The organism is Actinomyces sp. HMSC065F11 (genome assembly GCF_001813085.1).
Classification (GTDB): domain Bacteria; phylum Actinomycetota; class Actinomycetes; order Actinomycetales; family Actinomycetaceae; genus Gleimia; species Gleimia europaea.
The window spans coordinates 20,186-37,470 of sequence record NZ_KV811472.1 but is presented as its reverse complement, the minus strand read 5'-3'; the positions used below and the strand labels follow the sequence as shown (position 1 = coordinate 37,470).

Below are 17,285 nucleotides of genomic sequence, written 5' to 3'. Positions count from 1 at the left end.
TCTCAACCGCGTTAGTCTGCTTAAGGTAGGTAGCTGTTAACGCTCTGGCAGATATCGGAGCTGAACGGCACCGCCGCAACCTCGCCGCCCTTCGACGCAATCACGCACTCCAAGCGTGTATTAATCGTGAGCGTAACCCCGTACTCATAGTTGTAGAAACGAAGCTCCGCACCTACATATCCGCACGCCCCTGCCTTAATGAGAAACACGGTTTTAGCCGCGTCGATTAGCTCCGCCGTGTCGATCTTTGTGCAATCGTCCGGGCAAAGCTCATCATGCGCGGGAATCCACTCTCCCTCATAAAAGTCGGCGAAGTCCTTAGCGGTTGCAATAAGCTGGTTAGTCATTGTCTTTCTTCCTGTCTCTGGCCCAGCGTCTTTGCCGCGCCCCATGTCTTTAGTGCTCGTGCTGCTCAAGTATCAAAATGAACGAGGGGGGCCAGGCTTTCCAGCCCTCAGCCGCCGCTCTATCGGATCACGTACTGCCAAACCGCTCGCGGGTCGCTCGTAATCTCTTCAAACGCGCTCAAGCTCTGAAAGTCCTTGAAGAACTTTAGCCCCGCCTTAACTGTGCTTTCGTCTAGCTCGTGCCCGCCCTCCAACAGTGCGTCGCGCAACAGTGCGCGCAAGGCCCGCGAACCCGAAAACGCTTTAATCTCAACCACATTCTTAGAGGTAACGCGCCAGTCAAACCCCATGGGTGAAACGCCTAGCTTGTCCAGCATCGCCGTCACCACGCCAGTGACATAGTCATTAATCACCTCCTGCATCTCATCATGCAGGCGCGTCTGATCGGGATTCGGGTAAGCCCCGTCGATGAACCTGGGCCACTCGACACGGGGGATAAACTGGTCTGACAACAGCTCTTGGCCCGATTCTGTGCGTGAAGTGATCCGCCCGAAACGGTCAAGCACGGTCTCCGTTTTTCGGGCCTCCATGACCACGGTCAAGCAACCTCGTTTGATCTCTGCCTTGAGGTGCACGCCCTCGCCCACGTAGATCGTTCTCATTTTCGGTCCTTTCAGATTGTTTTTGTTGACACTTTCATCATAACACACGACTTGGAGATGTGCAAGTATTAAAGCTTGACTACTTCCACACTCGTCCCAGCAGCAAAGCAAACTAGATCCAACGACAAAACGTCCACCAGCTCGGTCCCAACCGGAAGCAAACACCTCGACTCTGCAAACTCGTAAGCTCTCGCATACTCATAATCAAACGCCAAAAGGTCGCCTACCGAACAGCGAACCTCCCCAACAACGATTTCAGACGCGACCGACAGGCTTCCCGGAAGCTGGTCCCACTCTGATTGCAGTCTCGCCCGGACAGTATGCGAATCCACAGGGAGGAGCGGCGACCAACCCTCAACATGAACGACCCCCTGCTCGTCAACCCACACAGACACAAGGGGTAGAAAATTTGCGCGGCTGCGCGACATCTCCCGACCTTCAAACCAGGCGCCACATATGGCGCCCTGGCGGTACTCCAGCTCGAACCCAACGACAGCGGGCCAATCCCTAAAATACAGAACTCGCCGAACCTTGCCGTTTACCCTACGCTCCGAAAACTCCATGACACACCTAACTGAAACCCTACGAGACAAACTCAAAGACCAGCCGCGTGACGCTAAGCGAGATCGACACGCTCGGCCTATCCTTTCTTACGTGCACGCACGTCGGTTGCCAGCACAACCCAACTGGAATCTGCACGGGTCGCGGGCAACCTGCCCTCTGTAACCATTAGCCGGACGGCTTCTCGGGTCACTCCTAGATACTCCGCAGCCTGACCCAAACCCCACACTTCTGGAAGATGAGAACTGTATGCGTACTCTCCCGTTCCTACCGCCAAACTTTCGACTTGCCCCACAAGGTTTATGGCTCGCTCTACAGCAGTCAGAATAGTCGGAGCTTCAATGTCTAGTCGCGTACTCCACCCGATGTTCGTCTGGGTCACCTCTCCAACCTTCGGCTCGTCCTTGGTTGAAACAGTCACTGTAAACATTTTGGACCCCCTTCCTGGTTCGCTAGCTATTCTCACCATATCCGACAACTTGGACAACGCCAACCAGCGTTACCGGTTCGCCAACGCTAACAGCCAATCAGCATGACACAGAGCCCCATTCGGACACTCGCAAACCAAATCCTTTCCCCGCAGCGCATACACCGGAAACATGACAACAAACCTCAAATACGCCTGCCGTAACTCCCACGCAGCAAGGCGCTTTGAACCAAATTCTGCAACCCTTCGCGGCCCTCTAGACAAATCAGAAAACATTAACGCCCAAGACCTGACACGCCCACGAGGATCCCTAACGGGACGCAACCAAAACGGACACGCCCACACCGAATGCTTCCCAACATAAACCTGACCGTTCGACTTCTTCGGCAAAGTCCGTGTACACAACCTCTCAGCCACGACGCACCCTCGCCACTTCAGCCTCCAGCCGATACGAGTCACCCTCTATGGAAACCCTCACGCCGCTCGCCAGAACAAACCCGTCTCGCTCGAGTGACTGGACAAACCTCGCCTTAAAAGTGTCGACAATCGCCGGGTGTCCCTGCTGGTATTGCTCACCCTTATACACCCAAGTCGCGCGCGCAAACCCCATCCAACTAGCAAACTGCATCATTCTCACCCTTCGTAAAATTCGAACTCTCTACCTTTGCTGACCGCCACAAGTTTTCTTGCCACGACCCATTCGACCTAAAACAGTTCTTGAACTCAGCAAACCGAAAATCGGTGCCCCATATCTGACACCCGTCGAACGTCACGTGATCGAATAGAGTCCAAGAGAACCCCACGTTCTCGAAGAAACAATTCAGAAACGTAACCCTCTCCAGGCTCCGGTAATCAAAGCTGACATAGCTGAAAAAACAGCCGTCAAAAACGACATCCTTGAGATTGTCCGACACTTCGCAAAACCGAATCACCTTGCCGCGAACGGCCTCGTTTTTCTCGAATTCAACTGCAGTATGCGGTACTGAAGCTCCACCGATTGAAGGAGCTGGCTTAACGCTCTGAACCCTCACGACCCCTCCAAGCGATCAATCCGATATAAATGCAGATACTTTCGACATGAAGGAGCCACACGACACCAGCCCAAAACCCTTCCGGTTCGACAAGTACCCACAGAGCCATGCAGCAGACGAGCACCATTGCCGACAAGAACATCCCAACTGCATCCCACTGCACGGAAACCCTACGGGACAACGTTGTAAACATTATTCCAGCCCCCAGTCTTCCAAGCGCACCGCGTTAAAATCTATCCAGTTGATGAGCTCTCCAACGTACTTAACTAGCTCTGGCGAAAGCGCATCTGCAGCCTGCTCGCGGATCTCCGTATCCCACATTGAAGCAACCACGTCTTCCCACTTGATGGACGCAACAATGTCGTCAAACCGCTCCTGTAGCTCGACACCCAGGCCGTAGAGGATGCCCTCTACAAATGTTTCCTTGTCGTTACTGTAGGCGTTCAGGAAATCGTCCCTAACTTTATTCAACTTTTCCTTGCCAACAGCGCTCTCGAGGAACGCAACCGTTTCTTCTGTGTAGTCATAATCAAACACGTCTAACTCCTCCTGTGGAGGTAACGCTCTCGCGTTACCGGTTAAATGTCTTCAAGTATGCCCTTGAATCGCAGGGCGAATGCTTCTGAGATGCCTGTGATCGGGTCCGTAAACAGCTTCCGCATGATCGCGATTTCCGTGTCCTGAAGCTCCGTCCTCTGACGAGCGTCGAGGTAAGACGCAAGTCGCCCGTTGGTTAATGCGGTAGCTACGACATTGGCTGCAAGACGAGAAAAAGCTGTAAGGCTCGTTCCACCGTCGGGCGACAGTACCGAGTAGTATCCCTCGTTCTCCAAATACGTGGCAGCCTTCTCTGGGTCGAAACCAGCGTCTTTAATATGCTTTAGCGCGTGAACTATGGTGAAGTCGCGAATTTCCTCCGCAGGGGGGTCTGTTTCTCTGCGTACCGGCCTATTGGCGTCATCTTGGGTGGAAGGTTGGGGGTTCCCTAAACCGTCCTTATACGCCCAAATGACGGCATCGCGGATAGCGTGCTCAGGGGCTAGGTAGAACCGGCGACTCAGATCCACTACTTCTTCCGTGGATCTATTCCAAACCTCTCTCGGGAATGCTTCGGCCACGGTAGCTTCAGCGAACACTTTCGCCACAGCTCCGATCGTGAACCTGGCAATCGAAGCTCCCGTGCGCTCGCCGGGGGAGAAGTATCCAAGTCTCTGTAGGAGATCCATACTGTCGCGGATATCGAGCCCCTCGCGTTCAATGTGCTCCATGGTGGCGATCAGGTGAGGGTCGACAGTTGTCTTGTGCATTTGACGTGTCCTTTCGTGTTTTTGTTGACAGTAAAAGCGCGCATCACGCTAACCTGCAAAAGCTACAACAAGCCGCCCCGACCTAAACAGGGTTGGGGCGGCGCAAAATCTTAAGGCTTGATCAAGCGGATGGCGGGACGGACCTCAACTCCCATCACCCATTCCTCGTTGACCGAAGTCATTCCAGCTATGATCCAACCGTGACGCACCATCGTGTCCAGGTAACTCATCAAAGCGGTAGACTTGCTGGAGATCGTGACCTCTTTAATTCCGAGCTTGTCTAGGCCCTCCAAGACTTTTTCGTCAACCTGACTCCCAACGCTCGAATCGAAGTCAAGGACGGGCTTCCCGTAGCGGCGCGATCTCACGTAAGCGCCCACAAGGAAGTGTGAGTACTCATCGAAGATCTCGGTTTTGTACGCTTCGGCTAGTTCTTGGTATGCCTTCATTTTCGTGCCCTTTCTGGGTGGTGTTTTTTTTGTTGACACTTTCATCATAACAGAAGGGTTGGAGAAGTGCAAGTTATTGACGGGAGGATATGCTACAAAGCTTCACCATCCAAATACTCCAACACGCGCCCCAAGTCACCAGTCGCGTCACCCAACCTGACAGCCCCATCAAAATCAACCGACCGCAGCAACGCAGCTTCATCCGCCGCAACAGACACTCCAGAAGACCTCAAAACGTCAACCGCAGAACCAACAGAAAGCACACCGCCCTCGACAGCCCTAGAAACCCAATCAACAATGCCAGACACGTCCTTCGGCATAAACTCTCCAAACGCCAAAGTCGCGAACACAGGCAACTCCTTCCGACCCCCAAGCATCGCCATACGCTGAACAAACTTAAACAAAAGCGCATACTTCGACCTGCGCGCCAAACGCAACTCCCGCACCGCGTTAGACAACGGCCCATACTGGATCTGCAACGCAACACCACTCAGAGCCAAATCAGACCCCCAGCCCCCAAGAGCCACCTCCGGAACGCGCGCAGACCGAGCAACACGCCGCTGCAAATCCCTCACCCGCTCACGCATCTCCTGCAACTGCGCCGAAGTGTCAATCGCCCTAACATCCCCCTGCTCGCCCACAGTAAACACGAAACCAGGCTCAACTCGATACTCATTACGACCAAACGCAGACCCGCCAGCACCCTTCATCACCAACATTGGCGTACCAGTAGTGCCAGAAGCCGCAGTCGCGTCCGTATCTGCTGCAGCCAGATCGTCAAGCACCTGAACAACACGCGACAAGGAAGACTCTCCAAAGTGCTCACCGGTTGCCGCGTTAGGCATGTGCACCACGGGGATAAAATCAATCCCCAACGGGTAGCGAACAATCTCGCGCCCAGAATCATCAACACGAGGAATGGCCCGCGAATCACTCAGCGCATCCACCCTAGTCATGTCAGTCAAATCCCAAACCAAATCGGACATGACACACTCTTCGTGTGACACGCCCTCATTCCACGGGTACTTCACAGCTCCAGTAGGCACCATCTCGTAAGTGATCCTGCGAAGCTTCCGCCTGCCGTCCTCCTCAAACTCCCATGCGAGATGAACCTTCCGAGGAAACGGGTCACCATGCAGCGAATCGTCTAATACCGGAAAGTAGAAACCTGGATCAATCCGCGACACCCTGGGTCGAGATCCGTCCCACCGGAGAACCCACACCGCGTCCCCCAAAGCCACGCAGTCCCGTTCCGCACTCATCATGCTAAGAAGGAAGTTCTCTCTTTCCATCCACTCACGCAAGAACTCGAGAGCACCCTCGTCCTCACATTCAACATCCTGACTGTCGCCAAGAACACTAGACACCAGTTGGCTCACGATAAGACCCGCGTCGCCATACTCGCGAAGGTTGGAGAAATCGTTCCCATACTCGGTCGCCAAAGCTCCAGCTCGATTACGAGAATAGGAATCAAGAATCATGTAGGCGGTCAGCCGGCGCCTATCCTCTTCGCGAATCCATGGTGCCTGAAAAGCGTTCAACGCTTTCCCCATAGCCGGATGATGGTCAAGCGCCGAATACTGGTCCAAAATCATAATCAGTCCTCCGTGTCCCTACAAGACAAGTCTACCTTTGAAGCCTTCGATCAGTAACGGTCACTCCGCCCGAAGCCGCGTCTAGCATAAGATCCCAAATCGCCCATACTGCAGCATCTAGCAAGTCAGGCGACTTCTCGCCCGGCGCACCAGTGTAAGTCAACATCTGTTCCTCTAAGGGGGACATCGTCTGAACTGGCCCGGAGTGGTGAACACGTCCCTGCTCGTATAAAGAAGCTACCGGCGCGGCGCGTGCACGCTTATCCCGAGTGGCGTGAACCACCCGAACCGGCACGTCAGGCGCAACCATTCTCATAACTGTAGGCAAATACTCTCCACCGTTATTCGCTTCAATAACTACCGCATCCGCCTGGAATTTCCGATACAACTCTGCAGCTCTAAGCATGGCCTGCTGTGGTGTGAACCTGTCTTGCTCAGCGTGCAACACAAAAGCTTCTGGAAGATCCGGAGAATACAAGCCGATTCGAGTATTGCGGCCAGCAACAACCATCGCGGTCAAATCCGACCCTTCCTCACTAGTGACAGCAGGATCAACACCGACCACGAGTCGGTCAAGTGGGGGAGCGGCAGCTCGAAAACCATCACCGTCCAGCATCCATTGCTGCCAGAGTGCGCCTTCAACATCTTCAAGAAGCTGACCCGCCAACTCCTGACGCCCTAACCGCGTGCCCTCATAATCACCATAAATCTTACGCAACGCGACAGGGGACAAATTCTCTTTATTCTCATCCGTATGGCCCCTCGTAATAACCACTGTTTCAGGCGTCTCCTGCCCCTTACGGACAAGCTTCTTAATGTGAGCCAACGCCTTCGGAGTAGTGGAAAGGACAACCTGGGGGGCGGTAGCTTCACGCAAACAGAACCACAGCATGTCATAAGTCTCTTGAGCGACCCTCTTCGGCCACGCTGCATACTCGTCACACCACGCTTTATCGAACGCCCAACCGCGAATGTTATCCGGCACCTCCGCAGAAAACCCATAAATAACAGTCCCGTTTCGAAGCGTTAACGCAAGACCTCCAGGGCCACCTCCCGCCGTGTACTTCACCTGCTCCTCCGCAGGAATCACAGCCAACAAACCAGACTTAGGCGACTCAAAACAAATCTCCCGCACAAGCGACGCGCTCTTAGCTAAAACAGCAATCTGCAAACCAGGCGTTTCCGCCCACTTCCGAACCATCTCCGCAGCAGTTCGAGTCTTACCCCAACCACGGCCAGTCATCATAAGCCATTCAGACCATTCGCCTGAAGGTGGACGCTGAGCCGCGCGGGCATGATGATGAAGCCACCCCTCATGGGGCAGTCCATCACATCCAGGCACATCACAATCCCACCGAGAAGCAAGCTGTCGATCCCGCTCCACCAACGCATTAACCACTCTTAAAACCTGCTGGTCAGACATCGCACTCAAAGACCCCAAGGCTCCATAAGTCTGAAGGAGCTTACGACCTACGACACGTTCTGCAACACTGCTCATGGAAGCGTCCCCACACTCCTACTCTGCCCAGGCTCCTTGTCATCCCCCGTAATCCTCAAATCGATCTCCCGCTTAGCTACCTGTAGGAGGTCCCTAGTTTGTTCCGCTGACAAGCTGGAAACATCTCCTGCGATAGTGTTCTCAGAGTCAACCGGGGTAGCGTCGCCACGCCCAGTCAGATTAAATAAAGCCGTCATGTACTTTGAAGAAACTTCAAACATGCGAGCCCACTCCGCAAAAGACATCTGCCCCGAATCCATAGCCCGGTTCAAACGTTCCATCAATTTGCGTTGCGCAGTAAAAGACAACGCGACGATATTGTCGAACGCGAGCTCCTTCTGCTCCGCCAGTTTTATTTCACGCTGCGCGTGCTGGTGGTCGTCCCATGCCCTGACTCGAATCACCCATCTCCATTGAGATGACCATTCGGCAATTAGTCGGATGCTTTTACCGAGCTTTTCGGCGGTTTTTGCTGCAGAGCGGGCTGCCCCAAGATCCCTGTAGGTGACGAATGCTTCATACGCTTTGGCGGTTTCTTGGGGTTGCCGTTCCCACGGTTCTCTATCTCTTGCTAGTTCCTGCTTTGGACGTTTCATTGTCCTGCTAGATAGTCAGCTGCCCATAGTTCGAGTGCTTGCCACGCGTTTGCTTGTGTGAGTTCTCCTCGTTGCTGCATGAGCTTGACTGCGTTGGTGATTACTGTTGCTGCTTCGATGGGGATAGACCTGGTGGCGATTATGGTCTCTATCGGAACGTGTAGTCCGCTTAACGGCTTGCCTGAAGCGTCGGTTCTGTATATCGGTTCTCCCGTTTTTTCGTTGTACCAGTGCGTTCTTAAATCTGTGTAGTGGTCTTCGAACACGTCTAGTAGTGCTCTTAGAGCGACCGCCGTGTTGAACACTCCGACTGCCCCGTGGGCTACTTCGAGATCTGAGACTATGCGGTCAAAGTCGTTTAAGCTTGCAACCCAATGTTGGTCTGATGCTCGTGCTTCGGTTGCGGCGCGTTCGAGAACCTTCCGGGCGTGGTCTGCTTCTTCGGGTAGGAACGAGATGCTGACTGTCTCGAAATCTAGGTTGGCTTCTCCGATGGATTCGATGGACACTTTTTCCAGTAAGTCCAGCTGCTGGTCGTCTAAACCCGCATAGATTTTTAGGTCAACTTCGTGAATGCTCTCGTATAGCTCTTTCAGGATTGACGGGTCGTCTTCTCCCTCGATAGCGTTGTGGCTCAGCTGAATGGCGACGCGCTGGTTGTGGCTTAGTGGCTCGTCAGTCACCATGACTTCAATTTCGGTTAGGCCCGCGTCCCTCGCTGCCATGACACGATGATTGCCTGACAGTACTAAATACTTACCGTCGTCGTCGAGACAGGCGAACGGCACGCTAGTGAGTTTCCCGTCTCGACGAATGTTGTCCACTAACTGCTGGTAGGTCTCGCGTTTCATCATCCGCGCATTGAGCTCCAGCAGTTTCAGATCGTTCGGGTCAAAGGTTCTTATCTCAGTCTTGAACTGTGCGCTGCCCATGGTGCTTCTTCCATTCTTCGAATCCTTCTTCGAGTGTCCACTGTCCGAAGGGTGCCACGTAATTAACTTTGTACCGGTACGGTCCGTTCTTTTCTTCCGTAACGTTGAGCTTTTTGAATAGGCCCCGGTACTTCATGCTCGACGGATTTTTTGTGAATGCTGTCGTTACCACTTCGGTACGGTGCCGGAGGTCGGTTCTTGCTAGTAGACGCTGCGCTTCTTTACTTAAAGCCGCGTACAGGACAAGTTTTGACAACCGCTTGTAGTCAGTAGGGCCTACAGCAAGATCAGTAATCATGTACGCGCCGCGCCCGATATTTTTGGGGTCGAACGCGAACATTCCGATTAAGTACGGGCCGCAGGTTACTGCGCACTGGATTCGCGCGCCGGTCGCTGTCTTGATACCCCGAGCCAAATACTGTGCTTTCAGCGTGTCCATTTGGCCCATAGTGATCGGGTGGATACGAAGCGGCCCTTCTTCCGGTAGTTCCTCGCCGCGTCTAAGCCGTGGAACCAGAATATGCTCTAGCTTCCGGAACGGTTGCACTGTCTTAGTCCGCTCAGTGGTGGAATAAACGTAAAACTTCCGCGCTAAGACTGTGGTTTGCACTTCGGCAGTGAGCTTGTCTTCAAACTCTGGGTACTCGCTCATGTCTTTGAGAGTGCCCACCAGGAAATGCTCCCGACGCGCTATAGAGCACGCCAATTCCTCGACACCTGACTGGCTGAGAATCTCATATTCGGGCGGGTCCCAGTCGAACATTAGGTCAAGGCTCTTCCACATGCGTTCATATCCGCCTTCATCGAATGGCGGGAAGGAGATAAGCGGATCTGTCTTTGGAGCTTTCTCCACCCATGTGGCGGCGTCTTCAGCATCAAATGAAACGATCTGGCCGCTCATGTGGTCGATGCTTTTTTCGAGCTTCTCCTTGGTCTCGGCCCAAAGCTTTGGAAACTGTGTTCGATAAGCCCGCACTTGCCGTTCATGGTAGGGGTGCTTTCGTCCTAAGTCAGGAAAAAATCGTGTGCCAAGCTGTATGGTCGCCATGGTTCCTGGACCGTCATCAAGATAATCCTCTAACCAAGGTGCAAGCTGTCTCCCTGCGTCGCTCAAATGAATACCCAGCGGCTGTTGCGTGTACATGCGCCCCAATGCGCAGGAATAAATCGACACGTCATTTGAATGGAGCTTAAACCCCATGTCTGCTAGCACGCGCTCGATAGTAAAATTTCCTGAGCACGCAATCCAAACGTCTGACCCTTTAGGCCATTCCCACGCTGCTTCCTTAATGATCTTCTGCAACGGAGTTGGGATAGTCCCTAAAAACATTAAACCCCTCACGTTCCCCGAGGGCAGGAGGTAGCCCCCACTGTTGCTCAGTGGAGCGCCGGCCAGGAATCGAACCCAGCCCTCCACACAGGTTGTGTGGCGTGCTCCCAGCACACTCCCGGCGCATAACTGAGACTCTAGCACAAAATACTGCAACCCTACTGGAGAAACAGAAAATTAAAAGAGCACGTCACCTTCTTCCAACGTTGGTCCCAACTCTCGAACCGGATCGCCAGTCTTCTGCTCCCACCACTTCGCAAACGCTCTTCTATGACACCACTGGCCAGGCTTCGAAATATCCTCAAAACATAGGAGCACTAAGCGGTAATCTCCTTCAGCCTTCGCGATACTTTCGAACAGTTCGGCAAATTTTTTAACTCCAACGCGATCCAAGTCCCGCCAATACGCTTTTCTGAACTGCTCCTCATTAAGTCCGTCAGCTATCAGCTTCCACCTCGGATAAACAGGTCTAGCCTTGTGCTTCAACTCGTACCTGAGCGGAAACTTTGGCGCCCCGTTAGACGTTTGAATTGGCACCCCGCTTGAAGGGGTAAACCTTGCGTATGACGCGGTAAATAGCTGGAAACTCACAGGCCCTCCAACTCTGATTCCCACGGGAAATTGTCTACAAAATGTCCAAACATCGCAGTCTTTTCAAAGATCGGTTTCGTCAAACCGAATCGTTCAATCGTTGCCGCAGGGCGGAAATCAAAATCCTTGTACCGTTCGGTCGCAGCTTGAATATCACCGTCACCCGAAACGCTGAAGGAGACTGGTTCAGGCTTGCCGATTGCGTACGCCAGCTGAATTTCACAGGTGTTCATAACATCGTTCGCAACCAGATCGCGAGCAATGGAACGCGCCAAATACGCGGCTGAACGATCCACCTTAGAAGCATCTTTGCCCGAAAAGGCGCCACCACCATGCCGCGCAGCGCCGCCGTAAGTGTCTGCAATAATCTTGCGCCCCGTAAGCCCAGTGTCAGCCGCAGGGCCGCCAATCGTGAAACGCCCCGAGGGGTTGATTAAAACCTTGCTGGTAGGTGATAGGTGGGAGACGCCTTGAAAGGCCCTTAGGATCGCCGTTTCGATATCATTCGGCGGGATTTCCGGAGAGTGGAGCAGTGACGCAACGATTGTAGTTACTTCACCATCATCGTTCATAGAAACCTGCGTCTTCCCATCTGGTCCGTAAAGGTCAGGGAAACGCAGATGCAGATCGTAAAGCCCGCGCGCCAACTTAACGGCTAGCGAATGCGCAGGGTGAAGAGCATCCGGCGTATTCGTGGCATACCCAAACATTAGACCCTGGTCGCCAGCACCTTGATCCAGCCCGAGACTCGCATTAGTGCCCATTGCAATGTCAGGAGATTGTCGGGATACGCGTGTTAGCACTTCGGGAGAATACTCCCACTTGTCTTTATAGCCAGTGTTCTCAATGACCTTCCGGGCTACGTTCTCTAAATCCACGTCAGCGCTGGTAGTGATTTCGCCACCAATCAAGAGCGTGTCGCGAGTAGCCATAACTTCGCAGGCAACGCGAGATTTTGGATCTTGCTCCAAGCAGGCATCTAGAATCGCATCACTAATTCGATCACAGAGCTTATCCGGATGCCCTGGTGTTACCGCTTCAGAACTGAAAATCGCCATCATTTAACCTCTTTCTTTCAGGTCTTTAATATCGGGATAAATAACAGATTACTTGGATTTAAGAAACAAAGGGGGCGTCCAGCGCGCCCTCCCCCTTGCGTTAAACAGTCAGTCCCACCAAAGCCACCAACCTTCCCTGGACGGGTTCCAAGAAGGACGTAGCGCGCGAATCTCGTCCGGCCTGTCCAAAGCTGAGGAGAGGTTCAACTCTTTCTTTAGACATTCCCAAAGCTCGTTACACTCGCAAGTCACATCGTGAAAATCGGCAACCTTGAACTCGGGATGCCCGTAGTAGACGAACCCCTCAATTGTGACGCGCTCGTCCGGCCTCGCGGGGCCAACAGCATACCCAACGAGATCGACCTGTCCAGCATTTTCAACCGCTGCGCGTAGTAGCTCTTCGGCGACGGGTGAGCAGTTCTGGCGATCCTTTAGGTTCTGTTCTGGTAGCGTCTTCAGTAGCTTCTCGGCCGTTTCAGCGCCGACTCCATGGAACGGCTCGTAGTTGCCAACCACGTCTGGCTGCACGTCGTCGGTTGGAAGCGGTAACCCTACCAGGTGTGGAGAGAGGATCTTCTTGATCTCTTTTCTAGTCGTCCATCCTCGCATGCCGTAGTATCCAACGGTTTGCTGAGCTGTCCCAGTACTCAATTTCTTGCCCTTTCAGTTGTTTTTGTTGACACTTTAAGCATAACCCGTAACTTGTAGTTATGCAAGTTATTTAGAATGGGGGTTCCGAGGGTTGAGACTCGAACGGATCCGCGTCAGCGTCACCCACAGAACCCTCGCCAAAACGCTCGCCCGGATTAGACCGAACCGCAGATACTCTGGCAAACCGTGTCGATACTCCAACTTCCTCCACCTGCATTTCAATAACCGAGCGACGCTCGCCCGAGCGCGTTTCAAAATCTCTCTGCACGAGACGTCCGTAGACAATAACGCGCGTCCCCTTCTGCAAGGAATCCGCTGAATGCTCAGCAGCTTCCCGCCACAAGGAACACCTCAAAAACAAAGTCGCACCGTCAACCCAACGCCGCTCGTTCTTGTCAAACGTGCGTGGCGTAGACGCAACAGTAAAATTAACGACAGGCGTGCCCGTCGCTGTATAACGCAACTCCGGATCGGCAGTTAAATTTCCGATCACCGTAACTAACGTTTCTCCAGCCATCTCTCCTCCTTTAGGCTGATATTGACTTCGGGTGACAAGCGGGGCAACGCGCCAACACGAGACGCCCCTCTTGCATAACCTCAACTAGCCGTGAACGCTCATCACACTCACCGCACCAAGCTGGTGGAGGTGCTTTCACGTTCCTAAATAACGGCAAATAACCTGCCACGTGTCGCGGCGACCCCCTTGCGTGATCCCAACCCGATACGGCTGCTTTAACCAACGCAGCAACGCCACGGGTCTTAACCAACTCCACCAGCTCGTCATGTATGGACATGTCCAAAGTAGAAAAAGACGTCCCGACACCCGCCTCTGAAAGCCCCTTCATAAGATCGTCCAAAGGCGACTGCGACTCGGCCTTCCGCCGCCTAAAACGCCGCTGGCGTTCACGATTAGACACACGCTCTTTCTCTAACGACGACTGTCCAGAATCCCAATCAGCCAACAACCAGCCACCCGGTGCGACTTCAAGAAGACCCGCGTTGATCAACTTCCAAGTAACTCGCCGCACCCTAGCGGCAGTCGGCTTGCGCATAAGCAACGGAACCGCTTCTGCAGGAACAAACCCATTCGTCTCTTGGTCGCCTGAGTACTGATAAGCACGATACAGAAACACTTCCGCTTCGTCATCCAAAGTCAACACAGCAGGCGACCTATACACATCCGTGTACAGCTTCACCCAACGCATCTCGTGCCGTCACTACCAAGCAAGTACTGATTACCATCCCAATAAGACACCGGAACCTCAGAGGGGTCAGCGTGGCGCGAGACAAGCCACCCCTCTTCCCGAGCCTTCCTACGATTCGACTCAACCCATCCATGGCAGCCCGTAGTGCCAGTCCCGCACAGGAGAACCAAATTAGACATATCCTCTGCTAAGCTCCGATTCGCCCCACCCATACCTCGAGGTACGCGATGGTGAATCGAATACTGCGCAACAGGGATCGCGTTCCAGACAACACGTCCGCATTTCACGCACTTACCATGATCCCGATCGATCACTCGCTGCCGAACCATCATCAAACAGCCCTCCCTACGCTAATGCTTCGCGAACCATAGCGCGGTTCCGTCAACGGAACCTCGTAACCAAGATCCTCAATCAGCGCCTGCATAGCGCTCGCATCGGGCTTAGCACGATAAAATGCCGGCTTGCTCCAGTCAAGAACAAACCCTCCGTACTGTCCGTTCTCAGTATCCGACAACACGGCGCGCGCCTTCTTCTTCATGTCGCGCCCCTGCTTCTCAAGCTGGAATCCCTCGAAATATTTTTCTAACTCTTGCTCCACGTCAGTCTGCCCTTCATGGATCAACAGCGCCTGAGGATCACCGTCACCCGAGTATCCCCAACCCTCTGTCCGGAAAGGACAAAAATCGCAGCCCGCCGATAGTCCAGGGCCGTCAAGCTCTCGCGGCAAATCTTCAGGTCTTGCCGAATCGCACACTAAAGAAATCCTCTCAAAAGCTTCCGCAAGCCTTGCCGGATCAACAGGCTCCTCCCAAACCCATTCAGCGCCAGACTCTCGAGACAAATACCGGATTCTGACTACATCGGCATTAATAGGTCCTAGCTTAGTAACGGCACGCTGTAACCCTACGTGAGGACGGGACTCATTAACCTGCGTCCCAAACTTGCTTAGCAAAGCTACATAAGTGTAAACCTGTCTGACGTGACTCTCTCTAGGCCCCTCATCGATTCGGGTCTGAAGAGTCCTCTCATTACGTATCGTCTTAAGGTCTTCAACAATTGTCTGTTCGTGGGACTTCGGGCGATACCGCGAGCGGATGCGCTTCGCATAGTCGTGAGATAGGTAAATCAGGTCAACATTGCCCGATACTGGCGTGCCGTAACCCACCTGGGTTTCAACCAAAGCGCCTTCTGTTAACCGCATGGCTTCCAATGCTCCCTCATGCAACCAGGTGCCGAGAATGGCGCTCATGCCGGTTTCCGTCACGTCAGACTCTTGAACGCCGTGATGAACATATCCCGCCCTTCTTACACACATTGAGAGAGTCGAAGCTCCCAGCGTTGACTGAACTGACCTAGGACGCACCTCGTCAACCGCAATCGCTGCTTCTTCTAGGCTCATGCCACTACCTCAACCTTCTGATAGTTCACTTTCAGGAACCGCTCAACGTCGGCCTTCCTATAGCGCCGTTGCCCACCGACCTTTATGAACGGAACGTTTTGCTTCCTGTATGCCCACTGATTAAGCGTAGAGACAGTCACGTTTAACAGTTCGGCTACTTCCTTGCTGTTCATCAGTTGGTTCTCCATCACTCTCCTCCTTCAAAGTTCGGAGCGCCTTCGCCACGTAAATCCGCTAGCCGCTCGGTGATAGCCACGTTCAATTCGGCTCTATCCCGAGCCAAAAGAGAACCAGAGTGCTCGTCCCAAATGCTCTTCAGAACTGTCTCATCTCGCGTCATCTCAACCCTGTCCAAAAGCACGGTGAGCGATGAACCAGTCAAATGTGGCATGTCACGGCCAACTGTGTCCCTACGGGAACATCCGAGCATGTCGAACACTACGCGCTCTAAATCTAGGCCACCCTCAATTGGAATTGGGTTCCCGTCGCTAGTCGACAGATTCAGAGACCGCGCTTTTACAATCTCTGCCTTACGGCCCTGCAAGTACAGATAGATTACGATGGTCGCGTCATACGGTAAGTCTTTATGCACGTGCGCTTTCCATTCAGTGCCACCGGTAGGGCGCCCCTGATTAAATACTGAGACTTCCTTAAGTCTCGCAGTAGCAACGACTATAGCGGGCATCGTCATAAGCGCTTCCACAATCAACTTGTGTCGCTTTTTCGCTTCGTTCCAGACAAGAGGAGGGACAATCGGCTCAGCATCCGGATCCCGACGTAAAAGCTCCTTATTGCTCTTAAGCCTTGCAGCCCGAGTCGTAGCCCACTGGGACAGCATCTCCCAAAGCGCGCTCATAGAGTCAATGCCTAACATTACAGGCGGTTCTCCTGCTTCTTGAGCGCGAAACGCTTCGTTACGCACCGCGTACACCTGCTCAAGAATGCTCTCGTATGTTCCGTCATGGACAACGACCTCATACTTGGCGCCTTTTAGCGCAGCATATTCGTCTGCACTTCCCTCGCCAAGGTCTAACCAAAAGCAACGACCTAACTGCTTTGATGCGGAGAACTTGGCGATGGCGTAACTCTTGCCGGCTCCAGTCTCTCCTGCGAGAAGTATGAGCGGCCAGGGCGCCTTGCCTGTCGGCTTTCTAGTAACTAAGTTCGGTGGCACAGCGGTTCCTTTCTTCTATGTGTTTTTATTGACGTTATAAAGTCTAACAGGTGTTTCAATCGTTTGCAAATGTTGCAGAATGATTCAATGTCGCAACCTCGCTGTTATTGCGTGGAGATCCTTGGGTCTCCATACGTGAACTTCAATTCCCGAATCCTGCAACTCGGAGAGAACCTGCACCTGATCCTTGGATAGTCGCCCAGTATTCGTCTTCAGCTCCGCGCAAAAGAACTCAGGCGCCCTAACAAAAACTAAATCAGGCCATCCCGGTTGGGTAACCCTACGAGAATCTGGCCAATGGAACACTTTCCATCCACACCACTTCGCCAAGTCAACAACTTGACTCTGAAACGCTGCCTCATTCATCGTCAGCTAACTCCAGTGCTATAAACACTGCCTGCTCAACAGGAAACGGTTCCGAACTTTCAGATAACTCTCTAATCCGCTCGACACTAATAGTGTCACAATCCAA

Annotated in this window: 22 protein-coding genes and 1 tRNA gene; all 23 read right to left on the bottom strand. The window is 53.3% G+C overall.

Annotated elements, in window-relative coordinates; translation table 11 throughout:
- Positions 1-20: 20 nt before the first annotated feature.
- The 23 genes from HMPREF2891_RS05870 to HMPREF2891_RS09960 all read right to left on the bottom strand — a co-directional run bounded on the left by HMPREF2891_RS05870 (position 21) and on the right by HMPREF2891_RS09960 (position 17,179).
- Positions 21-347 (bottom strand): hypothetical protein, encoded by a 327-nt coding sequence (locus HMPREF2891_RS05870; RefSeq protein WP_070664397.1) that lies wholly within the window; start codon positions 345-347, stop codon positions 21-23.
- A 119-nt stretch (positions 348-466) separates the two neighbouring features.
- Positions 467-1,009 (bottom strand): hypothetical protein, encoded by a 543-nt coding sequence (locus HMPREF2891_RS05865; RefSeq protein ID WP_070664395.1) that lies wholly within the window; start codon positions 1,007-1,009, stop codon positions 467-469.
- Positions 1,010-1,077: 68 nt separating this feature from the next.
- Positions 1,078-1,572, bottom strand: a complete 495-nt coding sequence (locus tag HMPREF2891_RS05860; RefSeq protein WP_070664393.1) for a hypothetical protein — start codon at positions 1,570-1,572, stop codon at positions 1,078-1,080.
- Between the two features lie 77 nt (positions 1,573-1,649).
- Entirely contained in the window at positions 1,650-2,000 is a 351-nt protein-coding gene (locus tag HMPREF2891_RS05855) for a helix-turn-helix domain-containing protein (RefSeq protein ID WP_070664390.1), read from the bottom strand.
- A 69-nt stretch (positions 2,001-2,069) separates the two neighbouring features.
- Positions 2,070-2,414: a DUF4326 domain-containing protein gene (locus HMPREF2891_RS09965; protein WP_102218628.1), complete on the bottom strand. Its 345-nt coding sequence runs from the start codon at positions 2,412-2,414 to the stop codon at positions 2,070-2,072.
- 806 nt (positions 2,415-3,220) lie between these two features.
- On the bottom strand, positions 3,221-3,565 hold the full coding sequence (locus tag HMPREF2891_RS05835) for a hypothetical protein (RefSeq protein WP_070664382.1): 345 nt from the start codon (positions 3,563-3,565) through the stop codon (positions 3,221-3,223).
- A 41-nt stretch (positions 3,566-3,606) separates the two neighbouring features.
- Positions 3,607-4,335 carry a hypothetical protein gene (locus HMPREF2891_RS05830; RefSeq protein ID WP_070664380.1) on the bottom strand — a complete coding sequence of 243 codons (729 nt, stop codon included), beginning with the start codon at positions 4,333-4,335 and terminating at the stop codon, positions 3,607-3,609.
- Positions 4,336-4,445: 110 nt separating this feature from the next.
- On the bottom strand, positions 4,446-4,784 hold the full coding sequence (locus tag HMPREF2891_RS05825) for a DUF7698 family protein (protein ID WP_070664378.1): 339 nt from the start codon (positions 4,782-4,784) through the stop codon (positions 4,446-4,448).
- A 92-nt stretch (positions 4,785-4,876) separates the two neighbouring features.
- The gene (locus tag HMPREF2891_RS05820; RefSeq protein WP_070664376.1) at positions 4,877-6,379 is read right to left on the bottom strand and encodes a phage portal protein; all 1,503 of its coding nucleotides are present in this window, start codon (positions 6,377-6,379) and stop codon (positions 4,877-4,879) included.
- A gap of 31 nt (positions 6,380-6,410) precedes the next feature.
- On the bottom strand, positions 6,411-7,877 hold the full coding sequence (locus HMPREF2891_RS05815) for a terminase large subunit domain-containing protein (RefSeq protein WP_083311277.1): 1,467 nt from the start codon (positions 7,875-7,877) through the stop codon (positions 6,411-6,413).
- A complete protein-coding gene (locus HMPREF2891_RS05810; protein ID WP_070664374.1) occupies positions 7,874-8,473 on the bottom strand; it encodes a hypothetical protein in 600 nt (199 codons plus the stop codon). Before HMPREF2891_RS05810 ends, HMPREF2891_RS05815 begins: the two co-directional genes overlap by 4 nt.
- Positions 8,470-9,405: a ParB/RepB/Spo0J family partition protein gene (locus HMPREF2891_RS05805; RefSeq protein WP_070664371.1), complete on the bottom strand. Its 936-nt coding sequence runs from the start codon at positions 9,403-9,405 to the stop codon at positions 8,470-8,472. The genes HMPREF2891_RS05810 and HMPREF2891_RS05805 overlap by 4 nt, the downstream gene beginning before the upstream one ends.
- Positions 9,380-10,735 carry a putative antirestriction adenine methyltransferase gene (locus HMPREF2891_RS05800; RefSeq protein ID WP_070664369.1) on the bottom strand — a complete coding sequence of 452 codons (1,356 nt, stop codon included), beginning with the start codon at positions 10,733-10,735 and terminating at the stop codon, positions 9,380-9,382. The genes HMPREF2891_RS05805 and HMPREF2891_RS05800 overlap by 26 nt, the downstream gene beginning before the upstream one ends.
- Before the next feature lie 51 nt (positions 10,736-10,786).
- Positions 10,787-10,860: transfer RNA gene (locus HMPREF2891_RS09665), tRNA-Gly, on the bottom strand.
- 52 nt (positions 10,861-10,912) lie between these two features.
- A complete protein-coding gene (locus HMPREF2891_RS05795; protein ID WP_070664367.1) occupies positions 10,913-11,326 on the bottom strand; it encodes a hypothetical protein in 414 nt (137 codons plus the stop codon).
- Entirely contained in the window at positions 11,323-12,387 is a 1,065-nt protein-coding gene (gene metK, locus HMPREF2891_RS05790) for a methionine adenosyltransferase (RefSeq protein ID WP_070664366.1), read from the bottom strand. The genes HMPREF2891_RS05795 and metK overlap by 4 nt, the downstream gene beginning before the upstream one ends.
- Positions 12,388-12,492: 105 nt before the next feature.
- Entirely contained in the window at positions 12,493-13,035 is a 543-nt protein-coding gene (locus tag HMPREF2891_RS05785; RefSeq protein ID WP_148131725.1) for a hypothetical protein, read from the bottom strand.
- A 70-nt stretch (positions 13,036-13,105) separates the two neighbouring features.
- Entirely contained in the window at positions 13,106-13,552 is a 447-nt protein-coding gene (ssb, locus tag HMPREF2891_RS05780; RefSeq protein ID WP_070664362.1) for a single-stranded DNA-binding protein, read from the bottom strand.
- Positions 13,553-13,562: 10 nt separating this feature from the next.
- Positions 13,563-14,240 carry a hypothetical protein gene (locus tag HMPREF2891_RS05775; RefSeq protein WP_070664361.1) on the bottom strand — a complete coding sequence of 226 codons (678 nt, stop codon included), beginning with the start codon at positions 14,238-14,240 and terminating at the stop codon, positions 13,563-13,565.
- Positions 14,241-14,571: 331 nt separating this feature from the next.
- On the bottom strand, positions 14,572-15,639 hold the full coding sequence (locus HMPREF2891_RS05770) for a hypothetical protein (protein ID WP_070664359.1): 1,068 nt from the start codon (positions 15,637-15,639) through the stop codon (positions 14,572-14,574).
- Complete coding sequence (locus HMPREF2891_RS05765) at positions 15,636-15,827, bottom strand: helix-turn-helix domain-containing protein (RefSeq protein ID WP_070664357.1); 192 nt, start codon at positions 15,825-15,827, stop codon at positions 15,636-15,638. The genes HMPREF2891_RS05770 and HMPREF2891_RS05765 overlap by 4 nt, the downstream gene beginning before the upstream one ends.
- On the bottom strand, positions 15,827-16,813 hold the full coding sequence (locus HMPREF2891_RS05760) for an AAA family ATPase (RefSeq protein ID WP_070664355.1): 987 nt from the start codon (positions 16,811-16,813) through the stop codon (positions 15,827-15,829). Before HMPREF2891_RS05760 ends, HMPREF2891_RS05765 begins: the two co-directional genes overlap by 1 nt.
- Before the next feature lie 84 nt (positions 16,814-16,897).
- The gene (locus tag HMPREF2891_RS09960; RefSeq protein WP_070664353.1) at positions 16,898-17,179 is read right to left on the bottom strand and encodes a VRR-NUC domain-containing protein; all 282 of its coding nucleotides are present in this window, start codon (positions 17,177-17,179) and stop codon (positions 16,898-16,900) included.
- Positions 17,180-17,285 lie beyond the last annotated feature (106 nt).